An 18,669-nucleotide genomic window follows, 5' to 3' on the forward strand; every position below is an offset into this window, starting at 1 on the left:
GACCTGCACAGGCGGACGCGCCAGGCGCGCCCGCTTGAGCAGTGATCCTTACTTCTTGCCGAGACCCGGCAGCGTGACCTGATAGACCAGGAACATGGTGTCGACATCGGCGCCGTCATCGGCCTTGTAAGGCGCGCCGACCTGGAAGCCGTCCTGGGCGAGGAAGTCATTGTCGTTGCCGACGAACAGGAAATAGTCGTCGGGCAGCTTCGGATCGAGGACGCTGGCCAACGACATGGCTTCCCACTTCTCCGAAAGCTCGTTGTGGTCCTTCGCGCCGCCATTGTGCAGGCCGAAGTGGCCAAGCGCGGTGGCGTCGTTGATGTCGATGAACGGCGTCAGCTTGGCCGGCGTCACCGAGGGATCAAGCACGCCCTTGGGGGCGACCGGCTTGTCGGCCGCATCGAAGGCGCCGCCTGCGATGTCGGTCGCGCCGGAGACGTCGACGATGTTGATCTGGCGGTAGAGCGAAGCGTCACCCTTCTTCAGGCCCTGGCCGTTGCCGCTGTCGCGCGCCAGCATCAGGAAGGATGTGTTCGAAAGCGCCACGATCTCGCTCTGCGCGGCGATTTTGGTCTTGCCCTTGGCATCCTTGAACACCGGCAGCGGCACTACATATTCATGCGCGAGCTTCAGATGGGCGAGGTCGGAGGCATCATAGACCAGCGCCCGCGTGTTCTGCCGTGTCGAGGGTGAATCGCCGCCATCCTGCCGGGGCGCCGACTGCAGCACGGCGATCAGGAAGTTGCCGTCCGGCGTCATCGCCATGCCTTCGAGGCCCTGGTTGTTCTGGCGCCCGGTTTCGGGATCCTTCGGATCAGGGTCGGCGGCGCCCGGACCGGGATTGTCGGAGGAGAAGTTCGGCGCTCCTTTGCGCATCGGCACGAGAGCCGCAGGCGGCTGGGTCGCCGACATCAGGCGGCCTTGCGCGGAGAACCTGTAGATGTTGGGGCCGTACTCGTCGGAGATGAACATCGAGCCGTCCGGCAGCCGTACGATGGCTTCATTGTCGAGCGCGAGCTTGCCATTGGTGGCGACGGGCAGCATCGGCATGTCGCCGGCCGCGGCGCGTACGTCCGACAGCGGATCGAGGCCGGTGGCATCGGCGCCCGTGTCGTCTGTGAGAAGCATGGTGTCGGCAAGCGTCGCCTTGACGCCCGTCTGCTCCTGGCCGGCGGCGGGAGCAGCGCCCGGCGCGACAGGCGTGAACTCGATGGTGATGGTGTTGAGGCGCGGCCGGTAGTCGGTGGTGCCGGCGACATTGTAGCCACGGTCGGGCAGTAGCCAGAGCGATCCCTTGTAGGTGCCGGCATCATGTGTCCAGCCCGAAATGTCGATCGCCATGCCCGAGCCCGAGCCGAAGGTCTCGCCGAACTTGTCGCGCTGGTCGGCCGGGATGCGGCCGACGCCGACAAGGCCCTTGTTGATGTAAGCCACGCCATCGGCAAGCGCCGGGGTGAGGGCGGTGAACAAGGCCAGCGCGACGCCGAGCGAGGCGGTTCGGTACAGGTGTTTCATGGACAATCCTCTTTATGACGAAGCACGCCGGAGCGGCCGAAGGAAAAATGAAAAAGAGGGTGCCGCATCGATGATGCCGCGCGCGCCTCCCCGAAAGCGATCTAAGGCGTCAACATGATGCTTGCGTGACAGTGGGCGACACGGGTCCGCCGGTCTCTCCATGTGCAGATGAAAAACGCTGGAGAGCGGGAATTGGTGACCGCCCATGAGCGTCCCTGGCACAATAGGCACTTATGTCTAGTACGGATATGATGCCGGCTTCGAACTGACCGCGAGCGGAGGCCTTGAAGCCGCACTATCGCGCAGTGGTTATCGGGGGTGGCTTTGTCGGCGCCTCGGGTGGATTTGGCTACCACGATCGGCAAGAGCGTCGCGCTGGCGTTGGTGGACGACGGTTTCGCTGGGGAGGGGATGGCGCTTTGCGTGCACATTGTCGGCGTCGAACGGACGGCGCGGGTCATCGCGGCCTCGCCCTACGGTCCCCAGGGCAGAGCGATGCGGCAATGAGGAGGAGTTTCTGATGGTCGACGACGCTGCACGGGATACGAGGCGCGAACGCCGGCGCGGACGCATGGGCGAGGCAGGCAGCGAATCAAGCCGCAAGCCCAATTACCGCGCGCTGAAGAATCCGTTCCTGCCGCAGCCGATCTTTTCCGACGACCAGGTGGCGTCGATCCACGACACGGCGCTGCGCGTGCTGGAAGAATTGGGCATCAAGGTGCTGCTGCCCGAGGCGCGCGAGGTGCTCGCCCGCGCCGGCGCCCTGGTCGACCCCGACACCGACATGGTGCGCATCGGTCGCGACATGGTGGCGGCAGCCTTAGCCTCGGCGCCGCGATCGATCCACGCTTATGCCGGCGCGCGCTCTCGGGACCTGTCGCTCGAACTGGGCTCGATGACATTCCTGGCGGGCTCCGGCGCGCCCAATGTCACCGATCTCGAGCGCGGCCGGCGGCCCGGGACGCTGGTCGCCTTCGAGGAGTTGATCAAGCTGGTGCAGCATTTCGACGTCTTGCACATGCTGGGGCCGTGCATCGAACCGCAGGACATCGACAATCGTTTCCGCCACTATGCCGTCAACCGGGCGCAGCTGACTCTGTCGGACAAATTTCCGTTCGTGTTCGCGCGTGGCACGCCGCAGGTCGATGACAGTTTCGAGATGATCAGGCTGGCGCGCGGGCTGTCCGAGGACGAGTTCCGCTCGGGCGCGCATTGCTACACCGTCATCAACACCAACTCGCCGCGCCAGCTCGACATTCCGATGGCGCAAGGCATCATCGATTTCGCCAAGGCGGGCCAGGTCCTGATCATCACGCCGTTCTGCCTGGCCGGTGCGATGGCGCCGATCACCGTGGCCGGCGCGCTGACCTTGCAGCATGCCGAAGCGCTGGCCGGGCTGACGCTGGCGCAGATCGTGCGGCCGGGCGCGCCGGTGGTCTACGGTTCCTTCTCCTCCAATGTCGACATGAAATCGGGCGCACCGGCCTTCGGCACGCCGGAGCACGTCAAAGCCACACTGGGCGCAGGCCAGCTGGCGCGCTTCACCGGTCTGCCCTGGCGCTCGGGGGGCGGCAGCGCGGCGAACATTTCGGACGCGCAGGCCGCGCACGAGACGCAGTTCGCGCTGTGGGGCTCGGTGCTGTCGGGCGCCACCGTCTGCATCCACGCGGCCGGCTGGCTGGAAGGGGGCTTGAGCGTTTCCCTGGAAAAGCTGGTCACCGACATCGAGGCGCTGCAGACGGTCGCGGAACTTTGTGCGGCGACCCCCGGTGACGACGACGCAATAGGCTTCGAGGCGATCGCCGAAGTGCAGCCGGGCGGCCACTTCTTCTCGGCCGGCCACACCATGGCGCGCTATCGCACCGCCTTCTACGAGCCGTTGGTGGCCGACTGGTCGAATTTCGGCAACTGGACGCAAAGCGGCTCGAAGACCGCGACCGAACGCGCCACCGGCATCTGGAAGCGCACCCTTGCCGATTTCGAGCCGCCGGCCGCGGCGGCCGCCACGTCAGGCGTGCTCGACGCGTTCATCGCGCGGCGCACGGAAGAGGGCGGCGCTGCGCCAGTGTCGTGAGATAGTTCGCGGATCCATCATCCCGAATTGTGGCCGTGATCCCGGAACCCGCGGCGCGTCCCGCGCATTCATGGATGCGGACCAATGCCTGGCTCCATCCGTGAGCCGTTGAGGGAGGACGACATGGGTTTCGACCAGTACCACGAACCGCCGGAAGAATTGTCGCAGGAAGTGCGGACCTTTGCCCGCATGATCACCTCGCTGATCGAGGAGGCGGAAGCGATCAGCTGGTACGAACAGCGCATGTCGGTCGAGAAGAACCCGCAGGCCAAGGCGATCATGAAGAACGCGCAGAGCGAGGAGTTCAAGCATTTCGGCATGGACCTCGAATTCCTGCTGCGCCAGAAGACGGACTGGCGCGTGGAACTGAAGGAAATCCTGTTTACGACAGGGGATATCGTGAAGGCCGGGGAGAAGGGCGAGAAGAAGGTGGATTGAGGCGGGACGTCAGCCTTCGAGGCTGGCAGCCTCACACTGGCAGCACAAACCCGTCCAGCACGCGCTTCTGGCCGGCCTTGTCGAAGTCGATGGTCAGCTTGTTGCCCTCGATGGCTGAAATGTTGCCGTTGCCGAATTTCTGGTGGAAGACGCGGTCGCCGACGCTGAAGGCGGACGGCGTGTCGGAGACGGATTTGGCGACCAGCTCGCCATCGATGGTGCGGCCCTTGACGCTGGTGCGGCCGGCGCCGTAGCCGGAGTCTGTTTCACCATAGCCGATGCGTTCGACCTGATGGCCCGAGCGCGTGCCCCAGTTGCGGTCGGTCGCCTCGGTGCGGTTGGCCTGCGCACGCTGCCAACCCGGCGTCGAATAGGTGTTGGAGAAGGCGCCGGATTTTTCCCCGCCGCCCGAAGTGCCGCCGATATTGTCGAAGCGCGAAGCGCCATAGGGGTTCTGTCTTCCCGCCCCCTGGCCGCCGCCGCGGCCGGATGCGAACGAGCCGCCGCCATAGGGATTGCCGTAGCCGCCATAGGAGTTGCCGGCTTCGGCGACCTCGACATGGGCTTCCGGCAGTTCCTCGAGAAAGCGCGACGGGATGGTCGATTGCCAGAGCCCGTGGATGAGGCGGTTGGAGACGAACCAGATATGCAGGTTCTTCTTGGCCCGCGTCAGCCCGACATAGGCGAGACGCCGCTCTTCCTCCAGCCCGGAGCGGCCGCCTTCGTCGAGCGCGCGCTGATGGGGAAAGAGGCCTTCCTCCCAGCCGGGCAGGAAGACGGTCTCGAATTCGAGGCCCTTGGCCGAATGCAGCGTCATGATGGAGACGGCGTCTTGCCCCGCATTCTGCTCGGCATCCATGACCAGCGCGACATGTTCGAGGAAGGAGCGCAGCGACTCGTACTGCTCCATCGAACGGATCAGTTCCTTCAGATTCTCCAACCGCCCCGGGGCTTCCGCCGAGCGGTCGTTCTTCCACATGTCGGTGTAGCCGCTCTCCTCGAGAATGGTCTCGGCGAGCTCGGTGTGCGGGGTGGTTTCCAGCGCCTTTTGCCAGCGTTCGAAATTGGCCGCGACCTCGCGCAGCGCGGCGCGCGGTTTCGGCTTCAGCTCGTCGCTTTCGGCGAGGTTGGCGGCAGCCTCCAGCATTGGAATGCGCAGGGCGCGGGCCGTGTCGTGAATCTGGCGGATGGTCGCTTCGCCCAAGCCGCGCTTCGGCACATTGATGATGCGCTCGAAGGCGAGGTCATCGGCGCCTTGCGCGACGACGCGGAAGAAGGCCATCGCGTCGCGGATTTCCATGCGCTCGTAAAAACGCGGACCACCGATGACGCGGTAGTTAAGGCCAAGCGTGGTAAAGCGCTCCTCGAAGGCGCGCATCTGGAAGGACGCGCGGACCAGGATCGCCATATCGTTCAAATTATGCTTCTGGCGCTGGTAGGCCTCGATGGTCTCGCCGATGGCGCGGGCTTCCTCCTCCGAATCCCAGGCGGCGTGGACGTTGACCTTGCCGTCCTCCGGATCGTTGCGGTCGGTGAACAGCGTCTTGCCGAAACGGCCCTCATTGTAGGCGATGAGATGGGAGGCGGCGCCCAGTATGTGCGCGGTCGAGCGGTAGTTGCGCTCCAGCCGGATGATGGTGGCGCCCGGAAAATCCTTGTCGAAGCGCAGGATGTTGTCGACCTCGGCGCCGCGCCAGCCATAGATCGACTGGTCGTCATCGCCGACGCAGCAGATATTGACTTTGTTTTCGCTCACGGGCTGTTCCGCGCCTGCCGGCGTGGGCCCTCCGCGGGGGCCTCGCAACGGCTCGGACGCCCGGTCGGGCTTGCGGCCTTCGGCCGAAACTGCTGATTCGGCCTCTGGAGTTGCGGGTCTATAGCTACCAGCTTCCGTTCTATCCGAAACACCGGAAAAACTTGGAACGCGCCCACCCGGAGAACCACTTCGCGCTGGTTGTGGTCCGCTCGGCCTCTGCGCCAAAAGCCGCAGCCACATGTACTGGGCGGTGTTGGTGTCCTGGTACTCGTCGACGAGGATGTATTTGAACCGCCGGTGATAGTCCTTCAGCACATCCGGATTGGCGCGGAAGATGCGGATCGGGTGGCAGAGCAGATCGCCGAAATCGCAGGCGTTCAGCGTCTGCAGCCGCTCCTGATAGGACTTGTAGAGCTCGCGGCCCTTGCCGTTGGCGAAGCTGCGCGCATCGCCCTCGGCGATGTCGGCCGGACCCTGGCCCTTGTTCTTCCAGCCGTCGATCATCTGGGCGAACTGTTTCGCGGGCCAGCGCTTGTCGTCCAGGCCCTCGGCCTGGATCAACTGCTTGATCAAGCGCACGACGTCGTCGGTGTCGAGGATGGTGAAGTCGGATCGCAGGCCGGCAAGCTCGGCGTGGCGGCGCAGCAGCTTCACGCCGATTGAGTGGAAGGTGCCGAGCCACGGCATGCCCTCGACATTGCCTTCGCCGATCAGGATGCCGATGCGCTGTTTCATCTCGCGCGCGGCCTTGTTGGTGAAGGTGACGGCCAGGATCTGCGAGGGGAAGGCCCTGCCGGTGGCAAGGATGTGGGCGATGCGGGTGGTCAGCACACGGGTCTTGCCGGTGCCGGCGCCGGCCAGCACCAGAACCGGGCCTTCGGTGGTCTCCACGGCCAGCCGCTGCTCGGGATTCAAGCCCCTGAGATAGTCGGGCGCATTGTTTTGGCCGCCGCGGGCAGCCATGGCGCGCGCGGCAATGCCCGACGGGGCCGTGGGCCGCGCATTGGGTTCGTCGAAAAAGGGCATGTCTTCGGAAAAGCCGGACATCTCCCCCGAATGTAGTGATTCGGGAGGGAAAGACCAGAACTGTCTACGTTTTGTTCCGGCAAAGTGCCCGATACGGCGGCTTCACCGATATGGGAACCGCCGTTATGGAACAATCCCAGGCGGAACGAGGTTGCTGCCCGCGGGTCCGCGACCTACGCTTGACAGGCGCCGCCGTCGGGAGAAAGTTGCACGGGAAACGCGCAATGCCGGGTTGCCCTAGCCCGCCCCACGCGCGCAACAGTCGAAGGAGTATCATCTTGGCTGTCACCATCACCTCCCTCATTCTCTTCCTCATAGGCCTGGCGCTTGGCGCCGGCGGCATCTGGTTGGCTTCGCTGGGCGGCAGTTGGTACTACATCATCGTCGGTCTCGCCTTCCTGGTCGCCGCCTGGCTGCTCTACCGGCGCCGTTCCACGGCGCTCTGGCTCTACGCGGCGATCGTGCTCGGCACGCTGGCCTGGGCGGTCTGGGAAACCGGCTTCGACTGGTGGGAGCTCGGCCCGCGCGGCGGCATCATCGTGCTGGTGGCGTTGTGGCTGCTGACGCCGTGGGCGCGGCGCGGCCTTGCCGGTCCGGACGGGCGAGCCCCTTTGATCCTTGCCGTGCTGGCATCGCTGGCGGTGGCCGGCTATTCGATGACCACGGACCCGAAGGACATCGGCGGCGCCCTCGACACCGACAAGGTGATCCCCAACGCCAATCTCGGCGGCGATGTGCCTGCGGGCGAATGGCACTATTACGGGCGCACGCAGTTCGGCCAGCGCTATTCGCCGCTCGACCAGATCACGCCGGAAAACGTCGCCAACCTGACGCCGGCCTGGACCTATCGCACCGGCGACGTCAAAGGCCCCGACGATGTCGGCGAGACCACTTATCAGGTGACACCGCTCAAAGTGGGCGACACGCTCTATATCTGCACGCCGCACAACTTCGCCATCGCCGTCGATGCGGCGACCGGCAAGGAGAAGTGGCGCTACGATCCCAAGATCAAGCTCGACAAGGACCGCCAGCACCAGACCTGCCGGGGCGTTTCCTATTATGCCGATGCGGCCGGCGCCGCCGGCCAGCCCTGCGCGGCGCGCGTCTACCTGCCGACCTCGGATGCGCGGCTGATCGCGCTCGACGCCGCCAACGGGCAGGTTTGCCCGGCCTTCGCCGAGGGCGGCACGCTCAATCTGTTGACGGGCATGCCGTATCCGAAGTCGGGCTACTACTACTCGACCTCGGCGCCGCTGATCGCCGGCGGCAAGATCATCGTCGGCGGCGCGGTCAACGACAATTATTCGACGCAGGAGCCGTCCGGCGTCATCCGCGCCTATGATGCGAGCAGCGGCAAATTGCTGTGGAACTGGGATTCCGGCAATCCGGACCAGACGACGCCGCTGCCGGCCGGCCAGACCTACACCGCCAACTCGCCCAACATGTGGTCGACGCCGAGCGCCGACGAGAAGCTCGGCCTGCTCTACGTGCCGCTCGGCAACCAGACGCCGGACCAGCTCGGCATGGGCCGCAGTGCCAATGTGGAGAAATTCTCCTCCTCGATCACCGCGTTGGACCTCAACACCGGGCAGTTGAAATGGGTGCGCCAGACCGTGCACCATGACCTCTGGGACATGGACGTGCCGGCGCAGCCGAGCCTGGTCGACATCACCAAGGCCGACGGCTCCGTGGTGCCCGCGCTGGTCGGGCCGACCAAGCAGGGGGACCTCTATGTGCTCGACCGGCGCACCGGCGAGCCGGTCATCCCCGTCAAGGAAGTGGCGGCGCCCGGCGGCGCCATCGAGGGCGACCACACATCGCCGACGCAGCCGGCGTCCGACCTTTCCTTCAACCCGCCGCCGCTGACCGAGCACGATATGTGGGGCATCACCATGTTCGACCAGCTGGCGTGCCGCATCGCGCTTCACAAATTGCGCTATGAAGGCCGCTACACGCCGCCTTCGCTGCAGGGATCGCTGGTTTATCCCGGCAATTTCGGCACGTTCAACTGGGGTGGCGTGGCGGTCGATCCGGTGCGGCAAGTGATGTTCGGGATGCCGACCTATCTTGCCTTCACGTCGCGGCTGGTGCCGCGCGCCGACGTGCCGCCGCCGGGCGACACCAAGGGCAGCGAGCAGGGGCTGAACCGCAATGACGGCGCGCCCTATGCGGTGGTGATGGGACCGTTCCTGTCGCCACTTGGCATTCCGTGCCAGGCGCCGCCCTGGGGCTATGTCGCAGGCGTCGATCTTCGCACCGGCACGATTGCCTACAAGCACCGCAACGGTACCGTCTACGACATGACGCCGCTGCCGTTGCCGTTCAAGGTCGGGGTGCCCGGCATTGGCGGCCCGATGATCACCGCCGGCGGTGTCGCCTTCCTGGGTGCCGCGGTCGACGACTATCTGCGCGCCTACGAGCTGACGTCAGGCAAGCAGCTCTGGCAGGCGCGGCTGCCGGCCGGAGGGCAATCGACGCCGATGACCTACACCGTCGCGGACGGACGCCAGTTCGTGGTCATCGTCGCCGGCGGCCACGGCTCGGTGGGCACCAAGCCGGGCGATTACGTGATGGCCTACGCGCTGCCGAAGTAGGCAGGCGGGGTTACCGGGTCCGGCGAGCCGACGATCAGCCGAGCCCCAGATGGCTCTTTAGGCTCGGCACCGAGCCAAGCACTTGGTTGGTCAGATCGGGGCCCGCGGCCGCCTCTGCCTGCTGGACAAGCGTCTCGCCAGCCTTCTGGATCTGCGCCAAGTCGAGGCCGGAGGCCTTGAGCGCGGCGAGGCCGTTGACCAGCGCGCCGGCCTTCTCGCCGAGAACGCCGCCAAGCGCGCCCTGCAGCGACGACAGGAAGCCGCCACCGCCGCCGGCCGGGGCGGCCATGACGTCATATTTCTGCGCCAGCGCATCGGCGCCCGGAATCTTGGCGAAGAAGGAGGAGGCGCTGGTGCCTTCGGCCTCGTGCTCGAGCACCGAGAAAATGGTGCCGACGACCTTTTCGGTCGTGGCCTGGTCGAGACCGGCCTTCTGCGAGACGGTGTTCACGATGTCCTGAACGTCCATGACTTCACCTCAACTTTGGGTTTTCAAGTTCGCGGGCTGGCGCTTGCGGCTGCGGACCCTGACCATGGACTTGCGGCTTGCCGCGACAACGGCCGCGCGCATCGCCAGAACGGCCGCCACTGCTGCCACGAAGGCGGTTGCCAGGATCGGCGAGGGCATGGTCATCGGCATTGTTCCTTTCAGATCGGGCCTATAGGACCGTGACCGCCGAGGGCGGCCGGCCAGCCAGTTTCCCCCACTATTGTGGCAGCGCCATCAAGATTTGTCACCGATGACAAAAACGTGATGATCTTCAGCCGACTGACCGGCGGCCGCCAAGGCAGTGAGATGTCACGCTCCGGTGACTGGACGATGAGAGGCTCGCCCCTATCTTGCGACCGGCAAGGACACCGCAGTCGCGACGAGATCGAGGAAGCCCATGGCCGACGTCACCACCAAACCCGTCATCACCCAGGCGATGATCGATGCCTATGACGAATACACGCATCTGACGCTGGATCGCCGCCGCTTCATGGAGCAACTGACCAGGCTTGCCGGATCGGGCGCGGCGGCGGCCGCGATCGCGCCGATGCTGGCGGCGAACTCGGCCCAAGCGGCGATCGTCGCCGACAACGATGCCCGCGTAAAGGGCGAGGATATCACCTATCCCGGCAGCGGCGGCGAGATGAAGGGCTATCTGGTCAAACCCGCAAACCAGGCCGGCAAGCTCGGCACGGTCATCGTCATCCATGAAAACAGGGGGCTCAACCCGCATATCCGCGACGTCGCCCGGCGCGTGGCGCTGGAAGGATTCGTGGCGCTCGCGCCGGATTTCCTGTCGCCGCTCGGCGGCACGCCCACTGACGAGGACAAGGCGCGCGACATGTTCGGGAAGCTCGACCCGGCGCAGACCGTGGCCAATGGCGTGGCGACGGTAGCCTTCCTCAAGGGCGACAAGGACGGCAACGGCAAGGTCGGCGCCATCGGCTTCTGCTGGGGCGGCGGCGCGGCCAACATGCTGGCCGTCAACGCGCCCGACCTTGCGGCGAGCGTCGCCTATTACGGCATGCAGCCGAAGGCCGCCGACGTCTCGAAGATCAAGGCCGCGTTGCTGCTGCACTATGCCGGCCTCGACGAGCGCACCAATGCCGGCATCGATGCGTTCACGAAGGAACTCGACGCCGCCCATGTCGAATACACGGTCTATGTCTATGAAGGCGCCAACCATGCCTTCAACAACGACACCTCGGCGGCGCGCTACGACAAGAAGGCGGCCGACCTCGCCTGGGGCAGGACAATCGCCTTCCTCAAGCAGAAGCTGGCATGACCATCGACTTCAGGCCGCCGGCGCCCAGATCGTCTTGAAGGCCGGCGACAGGGTGAAGCCCGCCGGGCGCTCCGATTTCGGCGGCGGGCGCCGCACGCCTTCCTGCAAATAGCGCAGGGCAGAGGTCAGCCCGTTCATCGTGTAGGGCTTGGCGATGACGCCGATCGCACCGGCGAAGTGGTCGGGGATGCGCTTCGGGTTGGCGGTCATGAAAATGACCATCGAGTTCTTTCTGTCGCCAATATATTCGGCGACGTCGATGCCGGTCGGGCCGTCGGTGAGATGGATGTCGACAAAGGCGATATCGGCCTGCGTGGTATCGACCATGTCCTTTGCTTCGGCGAGCGATGTTGCCCAGCCGACGACGCTGTGCCCGGCGTCCTCGACCAGGCTCTCCAACTCCATGGCCAGCAGCGCCTCGTCCTCGACGATCAGGACCTTGAGCGGTTCAATCATGACAGGTTCCCTTTGTGCTGTGGTCCATTGGGCATCGAGATGACAACGCGAGTGCCGGGACCGGCATCGCGCCACTCGATGTCGGCACGCAATTGGCGGGCAAGCGACTTGATCAGCCGCATGCCGAAGGAGGCGTCGCCATTGGCGCCCGCCATGCCGACGCCGTCATCCGAGACCTCGATGTTCAAATGGCCGTCCGGCTGGCTCATCTTGATGCCGATGCTGCCCGATCTCGTGCCGTCGGGCCTTTCCTTGAAGGCATGCTTGAGCGCGTTGGTGACGAGTTCGTTGACCATCAGCGCCACCGGCGTCGCCTTCTCGGCCGGGACGACGACGGGCTCGAGATCGAGTGTCGGGTTGATTTCCGAACGTCCCGAAGCAGTCAGCAGGTCGGAGATGAGATCCTTGGCGAAGTCGGAAACATCGAACTTGCTGACATCCTTGGACTGATAGAGCCGGCGGTGCACGGTGCTGAGCGCCTCTATGCGCTCCAACATCGTGCCAAGCGAGCGCTTGAGGTTCGCGTCGGAGACGGTGCGGCTCTGCATGAGGATAAGCGAGGAGATCATCTGCAGATTGTTCTTCACCCGATGATCGACCTCATGCAGCAGCGTGGTCTGCGCCTCAAGCGCCGCTTCGAGCTCAGCCGTGCGTTCCTTGACGGCCTTTTCGAAACGCTCCTTGTCCGCGGTGATGCGATTTTCCCAGAGCTTCCGGTCGGAAACATCGAGTTGCGAGGCGAAGAAGAACTGCATTTCGCCTTTGTCGTTGGAGACGGGGCTTATGTAGAGCGCGTTCCAGAAGGTCGACCCGTCCTTGCGGTAATTCAGGATATCGACACTGATGTCGGTTTCATCGGCGATCGCGGCGCGTATCTGAGCGATCGCTTCCTTGTCGCTCTCCGGCCCCTGCAGGAAGCGGCAGTTCCTGCCGAGAACCTCGTCGCGCTCATAACCCGTCAGGCGCAGAAAGGCGTCGTTCGCAAAGACGATCGGATTGTCCTGCCGGCGCGGATCGGTAATGATCATCGACATGCGCGTGGCGCGGATGGCCGCCGCGAAGGGGTCGCCCTTGCCGTGCTCGACATGAAGGTCGTCGGTCATGTGCCATGCGTCCGCCGGCTCCCTGGTCCGTTTCCGTTCCATAGCGTCGCTCCAAGCCATTTTTCGCGGGAGACAACGGCTCAAAGTAGAATTTGGTTTCAATCTCGGCTGGCCTGTCGCAGTTCGTCGCAAGCGGGAACCGATGGAGGCTTTCCGCAACCGACCGCGAGGAAGGGGTTTCCCGGCTAGCCAGCCGAGGCCGGCCTGTGAAGCGCGACGCCGGCCACGACCAGCGCGATGCCGAGGCAATCGGACGGACCGGGTACCTGGCGCAGCACGACGACGCCGATCAGCGTTGCGGTGACCGGCAGCAGCGACAGCATCAGCGCGAAACTCGCGCGCGGCAACCGCGCCATGGCGAGCTGGTCGCATACGTATGGAATGACCGACGAGCAGATGCCGACGCCGATGGCGGCGACGAGCAGCGGCGGCGACAAAAAGGCGGACAGGGCGTCGGCGAAGCCAACGGGCAGCACGACGACGAAAGCGACCGCCATGGCCGCACCCAGGCCGGCGATGCCGTCGCCGGCGCCCGCGCGGGCGACACGGTGTCCAAGCACGATGTAGCCGACAAAGAGCGCGCCGTTGAGGAAAGCCCAGACCAGCCCGACCGGGTCGGTTGACCATTTGACGTGGATCAGCAGCAAGGTGCCGGTGACAGCGACGGCAAGAGCGGCCAGATTGCGGGCGCTTCTGAGGCCGGCGAGCGCGACGCCGATGGTGCCGGCGAATTCGATCGCCGCCACCAGCGAGATCGGCAGGCGGTCGAGCGCCAGGTAGAACGAACAGTTCATCACCGCCAGGCAAGCACCGAAGGCAACGAGCAGGAGCCGCGTCGGAGGATCGGCGCTGGCGAAGGTTCGCCATGCGCGGGTCAATGGCGCGAAGACCAGCGCCGCGGTGGCTACGCGCAGCCAGGCCATGCCGAGCACGCCGACTTGCGCAAAAAGCAGCACGGCGAAGGCCGGGCCGAGATAATGAAAGACAGCGCTGACAGCGAACCAGATATGAGGCGGCAATCTTGTCGCGAGCCCGGCGAGCGCAGGGCCGGCAAAGGCCGGGGTGGCAGCGGCAGGGCTGGTATGCGGGGCTTGCCTCTGGTCATCCATGGGATCAGTATCGTAGCCAATCCTCCCTATTCATATGGATGATGACCAGCTTGACCAATCATTCCTTTCCCGGAGGCAAGGAGTTTTCCATGAAACGCCTTCGAAACGAAAATGCCGACATCGACGCGGCCGACATGAAGATCCTGCGCCTGCTGGAAGAGGACGCGCGCATCAGCACCGCGGAGCTGGCCCGTTCCGTCGGCCTGTCTGCGCCGAGCGTGGCGGAGCGCATCAAGCGGCTGCAGGAGAACGGCGTGATCGAGGCCTATTGCGTCAGGATGAACCCGGCGGCGCTTGGCCTGAAACTGTCGGCGTGGCTGCGCATCCGGCCGGTGCCTGGGCAATTGTCAGTCGTGGCCGAGATCATCCGTGAGTTGCCGGAGATCGCACAATGCGACCGGGTGACCGGAGAGGACTGTTTCATCGCGCTGGCGCATGTCGGCTCGGTCGCCGAACTCGAACGGGTGATCGACCGCATCATCCCCTATGCGATGACCAACACGGCGATCATCCAGTCGTCGCCGGTGATCGCGCGCTCGCCGCTGGCGGCGATCAGGCAACGGCGCTAAGCGTGGCCGCGCTTCAGGCGGGCGCGCTTCAGGATGCTGCGCCAGCGGATCATGTCGAACGGGATCGGTTCGTTGTTGTTGGCGATGTGAAAGATCTCGTTGTCGACATTCTTGAGCGAACGCCAGAAATCGTAGTCCGATATGCGCGGATCGGCCGCCAGCCTGTCCACCTCGACCTTGATGTCGGTTTTCATGCACGTTCCTCGAACCGGCTTCGCCGCGCCGCCCGCTAAAACAACCCTGTGCGGACGTTTTCGACCGCTCCGCTGAGTCGTTCAACGGCTCAGATGGCTTGTTCCCGTTAAATCCTCGGTAAGGTTAATGCGGGTGCGAGGTGGCTTCAAGCACGCGTGCCAGCCGATTTTAGGAACCCGGCGATTTTGGATCGCGGGTGTGGCTTTGAGGCCAGACCCGGTCGCCTGGGCTTCGCCCTATTTGCGCTTGATGCCGATCGAACGGCCGGCGCGCTCGGGCATCGGGAGCACGGAGTGGGCGGCGCGCATGGCTTCGATCCTGGCCAGTACATCGGCGGGAAAGGGCGCCACCTTCGGCCCCGACATGTCGACATGCAGCGACAAGGTCTCGGACGTGGCGGCGAGCCAGCCGTCGACATGTCGGATTTCCTGATAGGCTCGCAGCCGCTTCTCGTCATGGTCGATGAGCTGGAAGGAGACCGCGACCTTGTGGTCGAGATGCAGTTCCCTGACGTAGCAGACATGGACCTCGGCGGTGTAGATGGTGAGCCGCCGCTCTTTCACATAGTCCAGCCCCATGCCCATCGCCTCGAAGGCCTCGTCCGAGCAGCGGTCGAACAGCACGTTGTAATAGGCCATGTTGAGATGGCCGTTATAGTCGATCCAGTCCTTCTCGATGTCCATGGGCCTGGAGACGAAGGGGGCGGGAATGGACATCGAAACTTCCTTGTTCTGGTGCTGGACAGGGCGTGGCCGGTGAGTGTCTTTACATTCTGACGCAATTTCGGATGGAAAACCGCTTCACACTTTTCCTGAAATTGCTTTAGGCATCCATACTCGCATAACAAGCGTGGACGCTGGTCCATTCGCGGAGGAATTCATGGCTCTGAGCGACCTCAATCCGGTCAAACGCAACGAGGAAGGCATCGCGGCGGTGCTTGGCATCCTCAAGCAGCGGCTGGGCGAGCGCTTCCAGACCGGACAGGCCATCCGCTCGCAGCACGCGCATACGACCACCTATATTCCGACGCAGGCGCCCGACGGCGTCGCATTCCCGGAGACGACGGCCGAGGTGCAGGAAATCGTGCGTGCCTGTGCCGCACACCGTGTGCCGGTGATCGCGTTCGGCGTCGGCTCGTCGCTCGAAGGCCACACCAATGCGCCGGGTGGAGGCATTTCGGTCGATACGTCGCGGATGAACCGCATTCTTTCGGTCAATCCGCAGGATCTCGACTGCACGGTGGAGCCCGGCGTCACGCGCGAGGATTTGAACCGGCATCTGCGCGACACCGGCCTGTTCTTCCCGATCGATCCGGGCGCCAATGCCTCGCTCGGCGGCATGGCGGCGACGCGGGCGTCCGGCACCAATGCGGTGCGCTACGGCACGATGCGCGAGAACGTGCTGTCGCTGACCGCCGTCATGGCCGACGGCGAGATGGTGACGACCGGCAAGCGGGCGAAAAAGAGCTCGGCCGGTTATGATTTGACCCGGCTGCTGGTCGGCTCCGAGGGCACGCTGGGCATCATCACCGCGCTGACCCTAAAGCTGCAAGGCATTCCGCAGGCGATCTCGGGCGGCGTCTGTCCCTTCCCGAGCGTCGAAGCGGCCTGCAACGCCGTGATAGCGACGATCCAGATGGGCATTCCGGTGGCGCGCATCGAACTGGTCAACGCGCTGCAGATGCGGGCGATGAAGACCTATTCCAAGCTCGATTATCCCGAGAGCCCGTGCCTGTTCGTCGAGTTTCATGGCAGCGACGCCGGCGTTGCCGAACAGGCCGAGACCTTCGGGGCGATCGCGGAAGACAATGGCGGCGGGCCGTTCCTGTGGACCAGCGTTGCCGAGGAGCGCACCAAATTGTGGAAGGCCAGGCACGACGCCTACTGGGCGTCGCTGACCTTGCGGCCGGGCGCCAAGGGGCTGTCGACCGATGTCTGCGTACCGATCTCGCGCTTTGCCGAATGCGTCATGGAAACCGAGGCCGACATTGCCGAGATGGGACTTATCGCGCCCATCGTCGGCCATGCCGGAGACGGCAATTTCCACGTGCTGGTGCTGATGGATGTCAACGATCCCAAGGAAATCGCGCTGTCGGAAAAATTCGTGGCACGGCTCAACATGCGGGCGATCGCCATGGAGGGTACCTGCACCGGCGAGCACGGCATCGGGCAAGGCAAGATCGGGTTCCTGCGCCACGAACTCGGCCATGGCGTCGACATCATGCGCACGATCAAGCAGGCGCTCGATCCGCAAAACATCATGAATCCGGGCAAGATCCTGCCTGACGCGGGCTAAGGGCACCGCGAAGAGCGAGTCTTGACCGCCGCCATTCGGGTCGAGGCTCCTCAAGTGGCAAGCCTGGAAAGACAGGCGTGCCGGCTGAGGAGAATTTTTATGGCCATTTCACGCAAGGAAGAAGCACGCGCGCTGAGCGCCGATGAAAAGGAATTGGTGGAGAAATCGCACCATCCGGCGGTGCAGGAGCTTTCCGATTCCGACCTTTCCGGTCTGGTCAAGCTGTTGCGGGAACGGCGTGACAAGGCGCAGACCGAAGCACATCGCCGGCGGCGCGAAATACGCGGCAAGGGCGCGGCGAAAGGTACGGCACCCTCGAAGGCCGACGGAGGTTCACAAGTGAAGCTCGCGGTGCTGGCCATGGCGATGCGGCGGCTGAACGGCGAGGCCGAACGGCGGCGCCAACTGGCGGCCCGCACTTCGCTGGTCGACAATGCGCGCAAGGCGCTGGCCTTGAAGCAGAAAGCTCCGGAGGGTCCCACGCACAATTCGCGCACCGCCCACAAGGGCATGCGGGCCGTGGCCAACCAGAAGGTTCCAAATCTTGTTCGGCCGGCCGAACTCGGCCGCCAGCGCAAGGCGGCCAAGGTGGCGCAGGCAAAACGCGACGCACGCTAAGGGAGCGGTTAGGCCCGCCAACCGCCGCTCTATCCTGCAGTGGGAAGCTGCTCCCGGGCGTCCTGCACAAGCGTCTGCAGCATGGGGCGGGTCGGGGCGAAGAAGGTCGTGCCGGTGTGCGGCGTGGAGACATCGAGCAGCCGGTCGTAGGCGCCGGGCGGGTCGCCGACATACATGCGCTGCAGCATTTTCTCGGTGACCCAAAGATATCTGCTGTAGCCGATGAAGTAGGTGCCGAATTCGTTCTGCCCGGGCCTGCCGAACGGCATGTTGTCGCGCAATATGTCGTGTTCGTTGCCGTCGGCATCGACCACGGTGGCCAGCGCCTTGTGCGATTTGCGCAGCGCGTCGTCATCATCGATTTCGATGTTGTCGATCTTGGTGCGGCCGATGATCGCCTCCTGCTCGGGCGTGGGAATGCGCGCCCAGGCCTGCATGTCGTGCAGGTATTTCTGGACCACGACATAGCTGCCACCGGCGAAATCGGCATCCTCGTCACCGACCAGCGCCGAGGCGGGCAAATCGAGGCCGGCCGGGTTGGCGGTGCCGTCGACGAAGCCGAGCAGGTCGCGGGCGTCGAAATAGCGAAAGCCGATCACTTCGTCGACGACGCTGACGCCGGGACCAAGCCTGTCGAGCAGGATACGCTCGAATTCGAAGCACATGTCGGGCCGCTCGGCGCGAATGTGAAAGAGCAGGTCGCCCGGTGTCGTTGGCGCCGAATGGACCGCGCCCTTGATCGGCGCGAACGGCTTCAGTTCCAGCGGCCGCCGGCCGGGGCTGAGCCGGTCCCAGAGATCGCGGCCGATGCCGGCGATGCAGGACAGGCGGCCGCCGAGATCGCGGAATCCGACAGTCTTGACCAGATCGTCGAGTTCGCCGAGCACGGAACGAACCCTGGCCAGAGCCGGCTGATCGCCGGCGACGGTGACGACAAGGAAAATCGCCGACTGCGATAGCGGGGCATCGACACTCTGCGCATCGATCGGCACGCGATCCCAGTTCTTGCCCGACATCCGAGAATCTCCGCTTCTCCCGGATTTGTTTCAGATCGTCTGACATGACGCAACGGGATGAATTGCCTCTTTATCGACACGCGGATGCGGGTAGAGTGCGGCGGAATTGCAATCAACCTGTTCGGAG

The 18,669-nt window shown here is 64.7% G+C and carries 18 protein-coding genes; 8 read left to right on the plus strand and 10 right to left on the minus strand.

What is annotated here, in order from left to right; all coding sequences use genetic code 11:
- Window positions 1-48 precede the first annotated feature (48 nt).
- Window positions 49-1,518, minus strand: a complete 1,470-nt coding sequence (locus LB555_RS24240; RefSeq protein ID WP_224643441.1) for an esterase-like activity of phytase family protein — start codon at window positions 1,516-1,518, stop codon at window positions 49-51.
- A 339-nt stretch (window positions 1,519-1,857) separates the two neighbouring features.
- Here LB555_RS24240 and LB555_RS24245 point away from each other — a divergent pair, with 339 nt between their 5' ends.
- From LB555_RS24245 to LB555_RS24255, 3 genes are all read left to right on the plus strand, one after another.
- On the plus strand, window positions 1,858-2,025 hold the full coding sequence (locus LB555_RS24245; protein WP_181177786.1) for a hypothetical protein: 168 nt from the start codon (window positions 1,858-1,860) through the stop codon (window positions 2,023-2,025).
- Between the two features lie 13 nt (window positions 2,026-2,038).
- The gene (locus LB555_RS24250) at window positions 2,039-3,592 is read left to right on the plus strand and encodes a trimethylamine methyltransferase family protein (protein ID WP_224643442.1); all 1,554 of its coding nucleotides are present in this window, start codon (window positions 2,039-2,041) and stop codon (window positions 3,590-3,592) included.
- 123 nt (window positions 3,593-3,715) lie between these two features.
- The gene (locus LB555_RS24255) at window positions 3,716-4,030 is read left to right on the plus strand and encodes a hypothetical protein (protein WP_140661187.1); all 315 of its coding nucleotides are present in this window, start codon (window positions 3,716-3,718) and stop codon (window positions 4,028-4,030) included.
- 31 nt (window positions 4,031-4,061) lie between these two features.
- Here LB555_RS24255 and LB555_RS24260 read toward each other — a convergent pair whose 3' ends face one another.
- Window positions 4,062-6,833 carry an ATP-dependent helicase gene (locus LB555_RS24260; RefSeq protein ID WP_224643443.1) on the minus strand — a complete coding sequence of 924 codons (2,772 nt, stop codon included), beginning with the start codon at window positions 6,831-6,833 and terminating at the stop codon, window positions 4,062-4,064.
- A 257-nt stretch (window positions 6,834-7,090) separates the two neighbouring features.
- Here LB555_RS24260 and LB555_RS24265 point away from each other — a divergent pair, with 257 nt between their 5' ends.
- Complete coding sequence (locus LB555_RS24265) at window positions 7,091-9,406, plus strand: glucose/quinate/shikimate family membrane-bound PQQ-dependent dehydrogenase (protein WP_318013044.1); 2,316 nt, start codon at window positions 7,091-7,093, stop codon at window positions 9,404-9,406.
- 34 nt (window positions 9,407-9,440) lie between these two features.
- On the opposite strand, the gene LB555_RS24270 is transcribed toward LB555_RS24265, so the two are convergent.
- Window positions 9,441-9,875, minus strand: a complete 435-nt coding sequence (locus LB555_RS24270) for a hypothetical protein (RefSeq protein WP_015317242.1) — start codon at window positions 9,873-9,875, stop codon at window positions 9,441-9,443.
- 9 nt (window positions 9,876-9,884) lie between these two features.
- Window positions 9,885-10,040 carry a hypothetical protein gene (locus LB555_RS24275; protein WP_181171173.1) on the minus strand — a complete coding sequence of 52 codons (156 nt, stop codon included), beginning with the start codon at window positions 10,038-10,040 and terminating at the stop codon, window positions 9,885-9,887.
- A 253-nt stretch (window positions 10,041-10,293) separates the two neighbouring features.
- On the opposite strand from LB555_RS24275, the gene LB555_RS24280 reads away from it, so the two are divergent.
- Complete coding sequence (locus tag LB555_RS24280; protein ID WP_224683966.1) at window positions 10,294-11,181, plus strand: dienelactone hydrolase family protein; 888 nt, start codon at window positions 10,294-10,296, stop codon at window positions 11,179-11,181.
- Between the two features lie 9 nt (window positions 11,182-11,190).
- Here LB555_RS24280 and LB555_RS24285 read toward each other — a convergent pair whose 3' ends face one another.
- From LB555_RS24285 to LB555_RS24295, 3 genes are all read right to left on the minus strand, one after another.
- On the minus strand, window positions 11,191-11,637 hold the full coding sequence (locus tag LB555_RS24285; RefSeq protein ID WP_015317245.1) for a response regulator: 447 nt from the start codon (window positions 11,635-11,637) through the stop codon (window positions 11,191-11,193).
- A complete protein-coding gene (locus LB555_RS24290) occupies window positions 11,634-12,740 on the minus strand; it encodes a sensor histidine kinase (protein WP_167331122.1) in 1,107 nt (368 codons plus the stop codon). Before LB555_RS24290 ends, LB555_RS24285 begins: the two co-directional genes overlap by 4 nt.
- Window positions 12,741-12,925: 185 nt before the next feature.
- The gene (locus LB555_RS24295; RefSeq protein WP_224683967.1) at window positions 12,926-13,849 is read right to left on the minus strand and encodes an EamA family transporter; all 924 of its coding nucleotides are present in this window, start codon (window positions 13,847-13,849) and stop codon (window positions 12,926-12,928) included.
- An 89-nt stretch (window positions 13,850-13,938) separates the two neighbouring features.
- Between LB555_RS24295 and LB555_RS24300 the strand changes: the two genes are divergently transcribed.
- Window positions 13,939-14,418 (plus strand): Lrp/AsnC family transcriptional regulator, encoded by a 480-nt coding sequence (locus LB555_RS24300; protein ID WP_224683969.1) that lies wholly within the window; start codon window positions 13,939-13,941, stop codon window positions 14,416-14,418.
- Here the strand turns inward: LB555_RS24300 and LB555_RS24305 are convergent.
- Window positions 14,415-14,612, minus strand: a complete 198-nt coding sequence (locus LB555_RS24305) for a hypothetical protein (RefSeq protein ID WP_015317249.1) — start codon at window positions 14,610-14,612, stop codon at window positions 14,415-14,417. The genes LB555_RS24300 and LB555_RS24305 overlap by 4 nt on opposite strands.
- 237 nt (window positions 14,613-14,849) lie before the next feature.
- The gene (locus LB555_RS24310; protein WP_140714628.1) at window positions 14,850-15,329 is read right to left on the minus strand and encodes a thioesterase family protein; all 480 of its coding nucleotides are present in this window, start codon (window positions 15,327-15,329) and stop codon (window positions 14,850-14,852) included.
- A 163-nt stretch (window positions 15,330-15,492) separates the two neighbouring features.
- Here LB555_RS24310 and LB555_RS24315 point away from each other — a divergent pair, with 163 nt between their 5' ends.
- Window positions 15,493-16,908: an FAD-binding oxidoreductase gene (locus LB555_RS24315; RefSeq protein WP_224683972.1), complete on the plus strand. Its 1,416-nt coding sequence runs from the start codon at window positions 15,493-15,495 to the stop codon at window positions 16,906-16,908.
- Window positions 16,909-17,007: 99 nt separating this feature from the next.
- Window positions 17,008-17,526, plus strand: a complete 519-nt coding sequence (locus tag LB555_RS24320) for a hypothetical protein (RefSeq protein WP_224683973.1) — start codon at window positions 17,008-17,010, stop codon at window positions 17,524-17,526.
- 29 nt (window positions 17,527-17,555) lie between these two features.
- Here the strand turns inward: LB555_RS24320 and LB555_RS24325 are convergent, their stop codons facing one another.
- Entirely contained in the window at window positions 17,556-18,542 is a 987-nt protein-coding gene (locus tag LB555_RS24325; RefSeq protein ID WP_224683974.1) for a Dyp-type peroxidase, read from the minus strand.
- Window positions 18,543-18,669 lie beyond the last annotated feature (127 nt).

The sequence above is a fragment of the Mesorhizobium sp. BR-1-1-10 genome, from assembly GCF_020165595.1.
Taxonomy (GTDB): Bacteria; Pseudomonadota; Alphaproteobacteria; order Rhizobiales; family Rhizobiaceae; genus Mesorhizobium; species Mesorhizobium australicum.

Bases quoted from the DNA above. Each gene is read 5' to 3' on its own strand.
- LB555_RS24240 (WP_224643441.1), bottom strand. From the start codon at position 1,518: ATGAAACACCTGTACCGAACCGCCTCGCTCGGCGTCGCGCTGGCCTTG.
- LB555_RS24250 (WP_224643442.1), top strand. From the start codon at position 2,039: ATGGTCGACGACGCTGCACGGGATACGAGGCGCGAACGCCGGCGCGGA.
- LB555_RS24255 (WP_140661187.1), top strand. From the start codon at position 3,716: ATGGGTTTCGACCAGTACCACGAACCGCCGGAAGAATTGTCGCAGGAA.
- LB555_RS24260 (WP_224643443.1), bottom strand. From the start codon at position 6,833: ATGTCCGGCTTTTCCGAAGACATGCCCTTTTTCGACGAACCCAATGCG.
- LB555_RS24270 (WP_015317242.1), bottom strand. From the start codon at position 9,875: ATGGACGTTCAGGACATCGTGAACACCGTCTCGCAGAAGGCCGGTCTC.
- LB555_RS24275 (WP_181171173.1), bottom strand. From the start codon at position 10,040: ATGACCATGCCCTCGCCGATCCTGGCAACCGCCTTCGTGGCAGCAGTG.
- LB555_RS24280 (WP_224683966.1), top strand. From the start codon at position 10,294: ATGGCCGACGTCACCACCAAACCCGTCATCACCCAGGCGATGATCGAT.
- LB555_RS24285 (WP_015317245.1), bottom strand. From the start codon at position 11,637: ATGATTGAACCGCTCAAGGTCCTGATCGTCGAGGACGAGGCGCTGCTG.
- LB555_RS24290 (WP_167331122.1), bottom strand. From the start codon at position 12,740: ATGACCGACGACCTTCATGTCGAGCACGGCAAGGGCGACCCCTTCGCG.
- LB555_RS24295 (WP_224683967.1), bottom strand. From the start codon at position 13,849: ATGGATGACCAGAGGCAAGCCCCGCATACCAGCCCTGCCGCTGCCACC.
- LB555_RS24300 (WP_224683969.1), top strand. From the start codon at position 13,939: ATGAAACGCCTTCGAAACGAAAATGCCGACATCGACGCGGCCGACATG.
- LB555_RS24305 (WP_015317249.1), bottom strand. From the start codon at position 14,612: ATGAAAACCGACATCAAGGTCGAGGTGGACAGGCTGGCGGCCGATCCG.
- LB555_RS24310 (WP_140714628.1), bottom strand. From the start codon at position 15,329: ATGTCCATTCCCGCCCCCTTCGTCTCCAGGCCCATGGACATCGAGAAG.
- LB555_RS24315 (WP_224683972.1), top strand. From the start codon at position 15,493: ATGGCTCTGAGCGACCTCAATCCGGTCAAACGCAACGAGGAAGGCATC.
- LB555_RS24320 (WP_224683973.1), top strand. From the start codon at position 17,008: ATGGCCATTTCACGCAAGGAAGAAGCACGCGCGCTGAGCGCCGATGAA.
- LB555_RS24325 (WP_224683974.1), bottom strand. From the start codon at position 18,542: ATGTCGGGCAAGAACTGGGATCGCGTGCCGATCGATGCGCAGAGTGTC.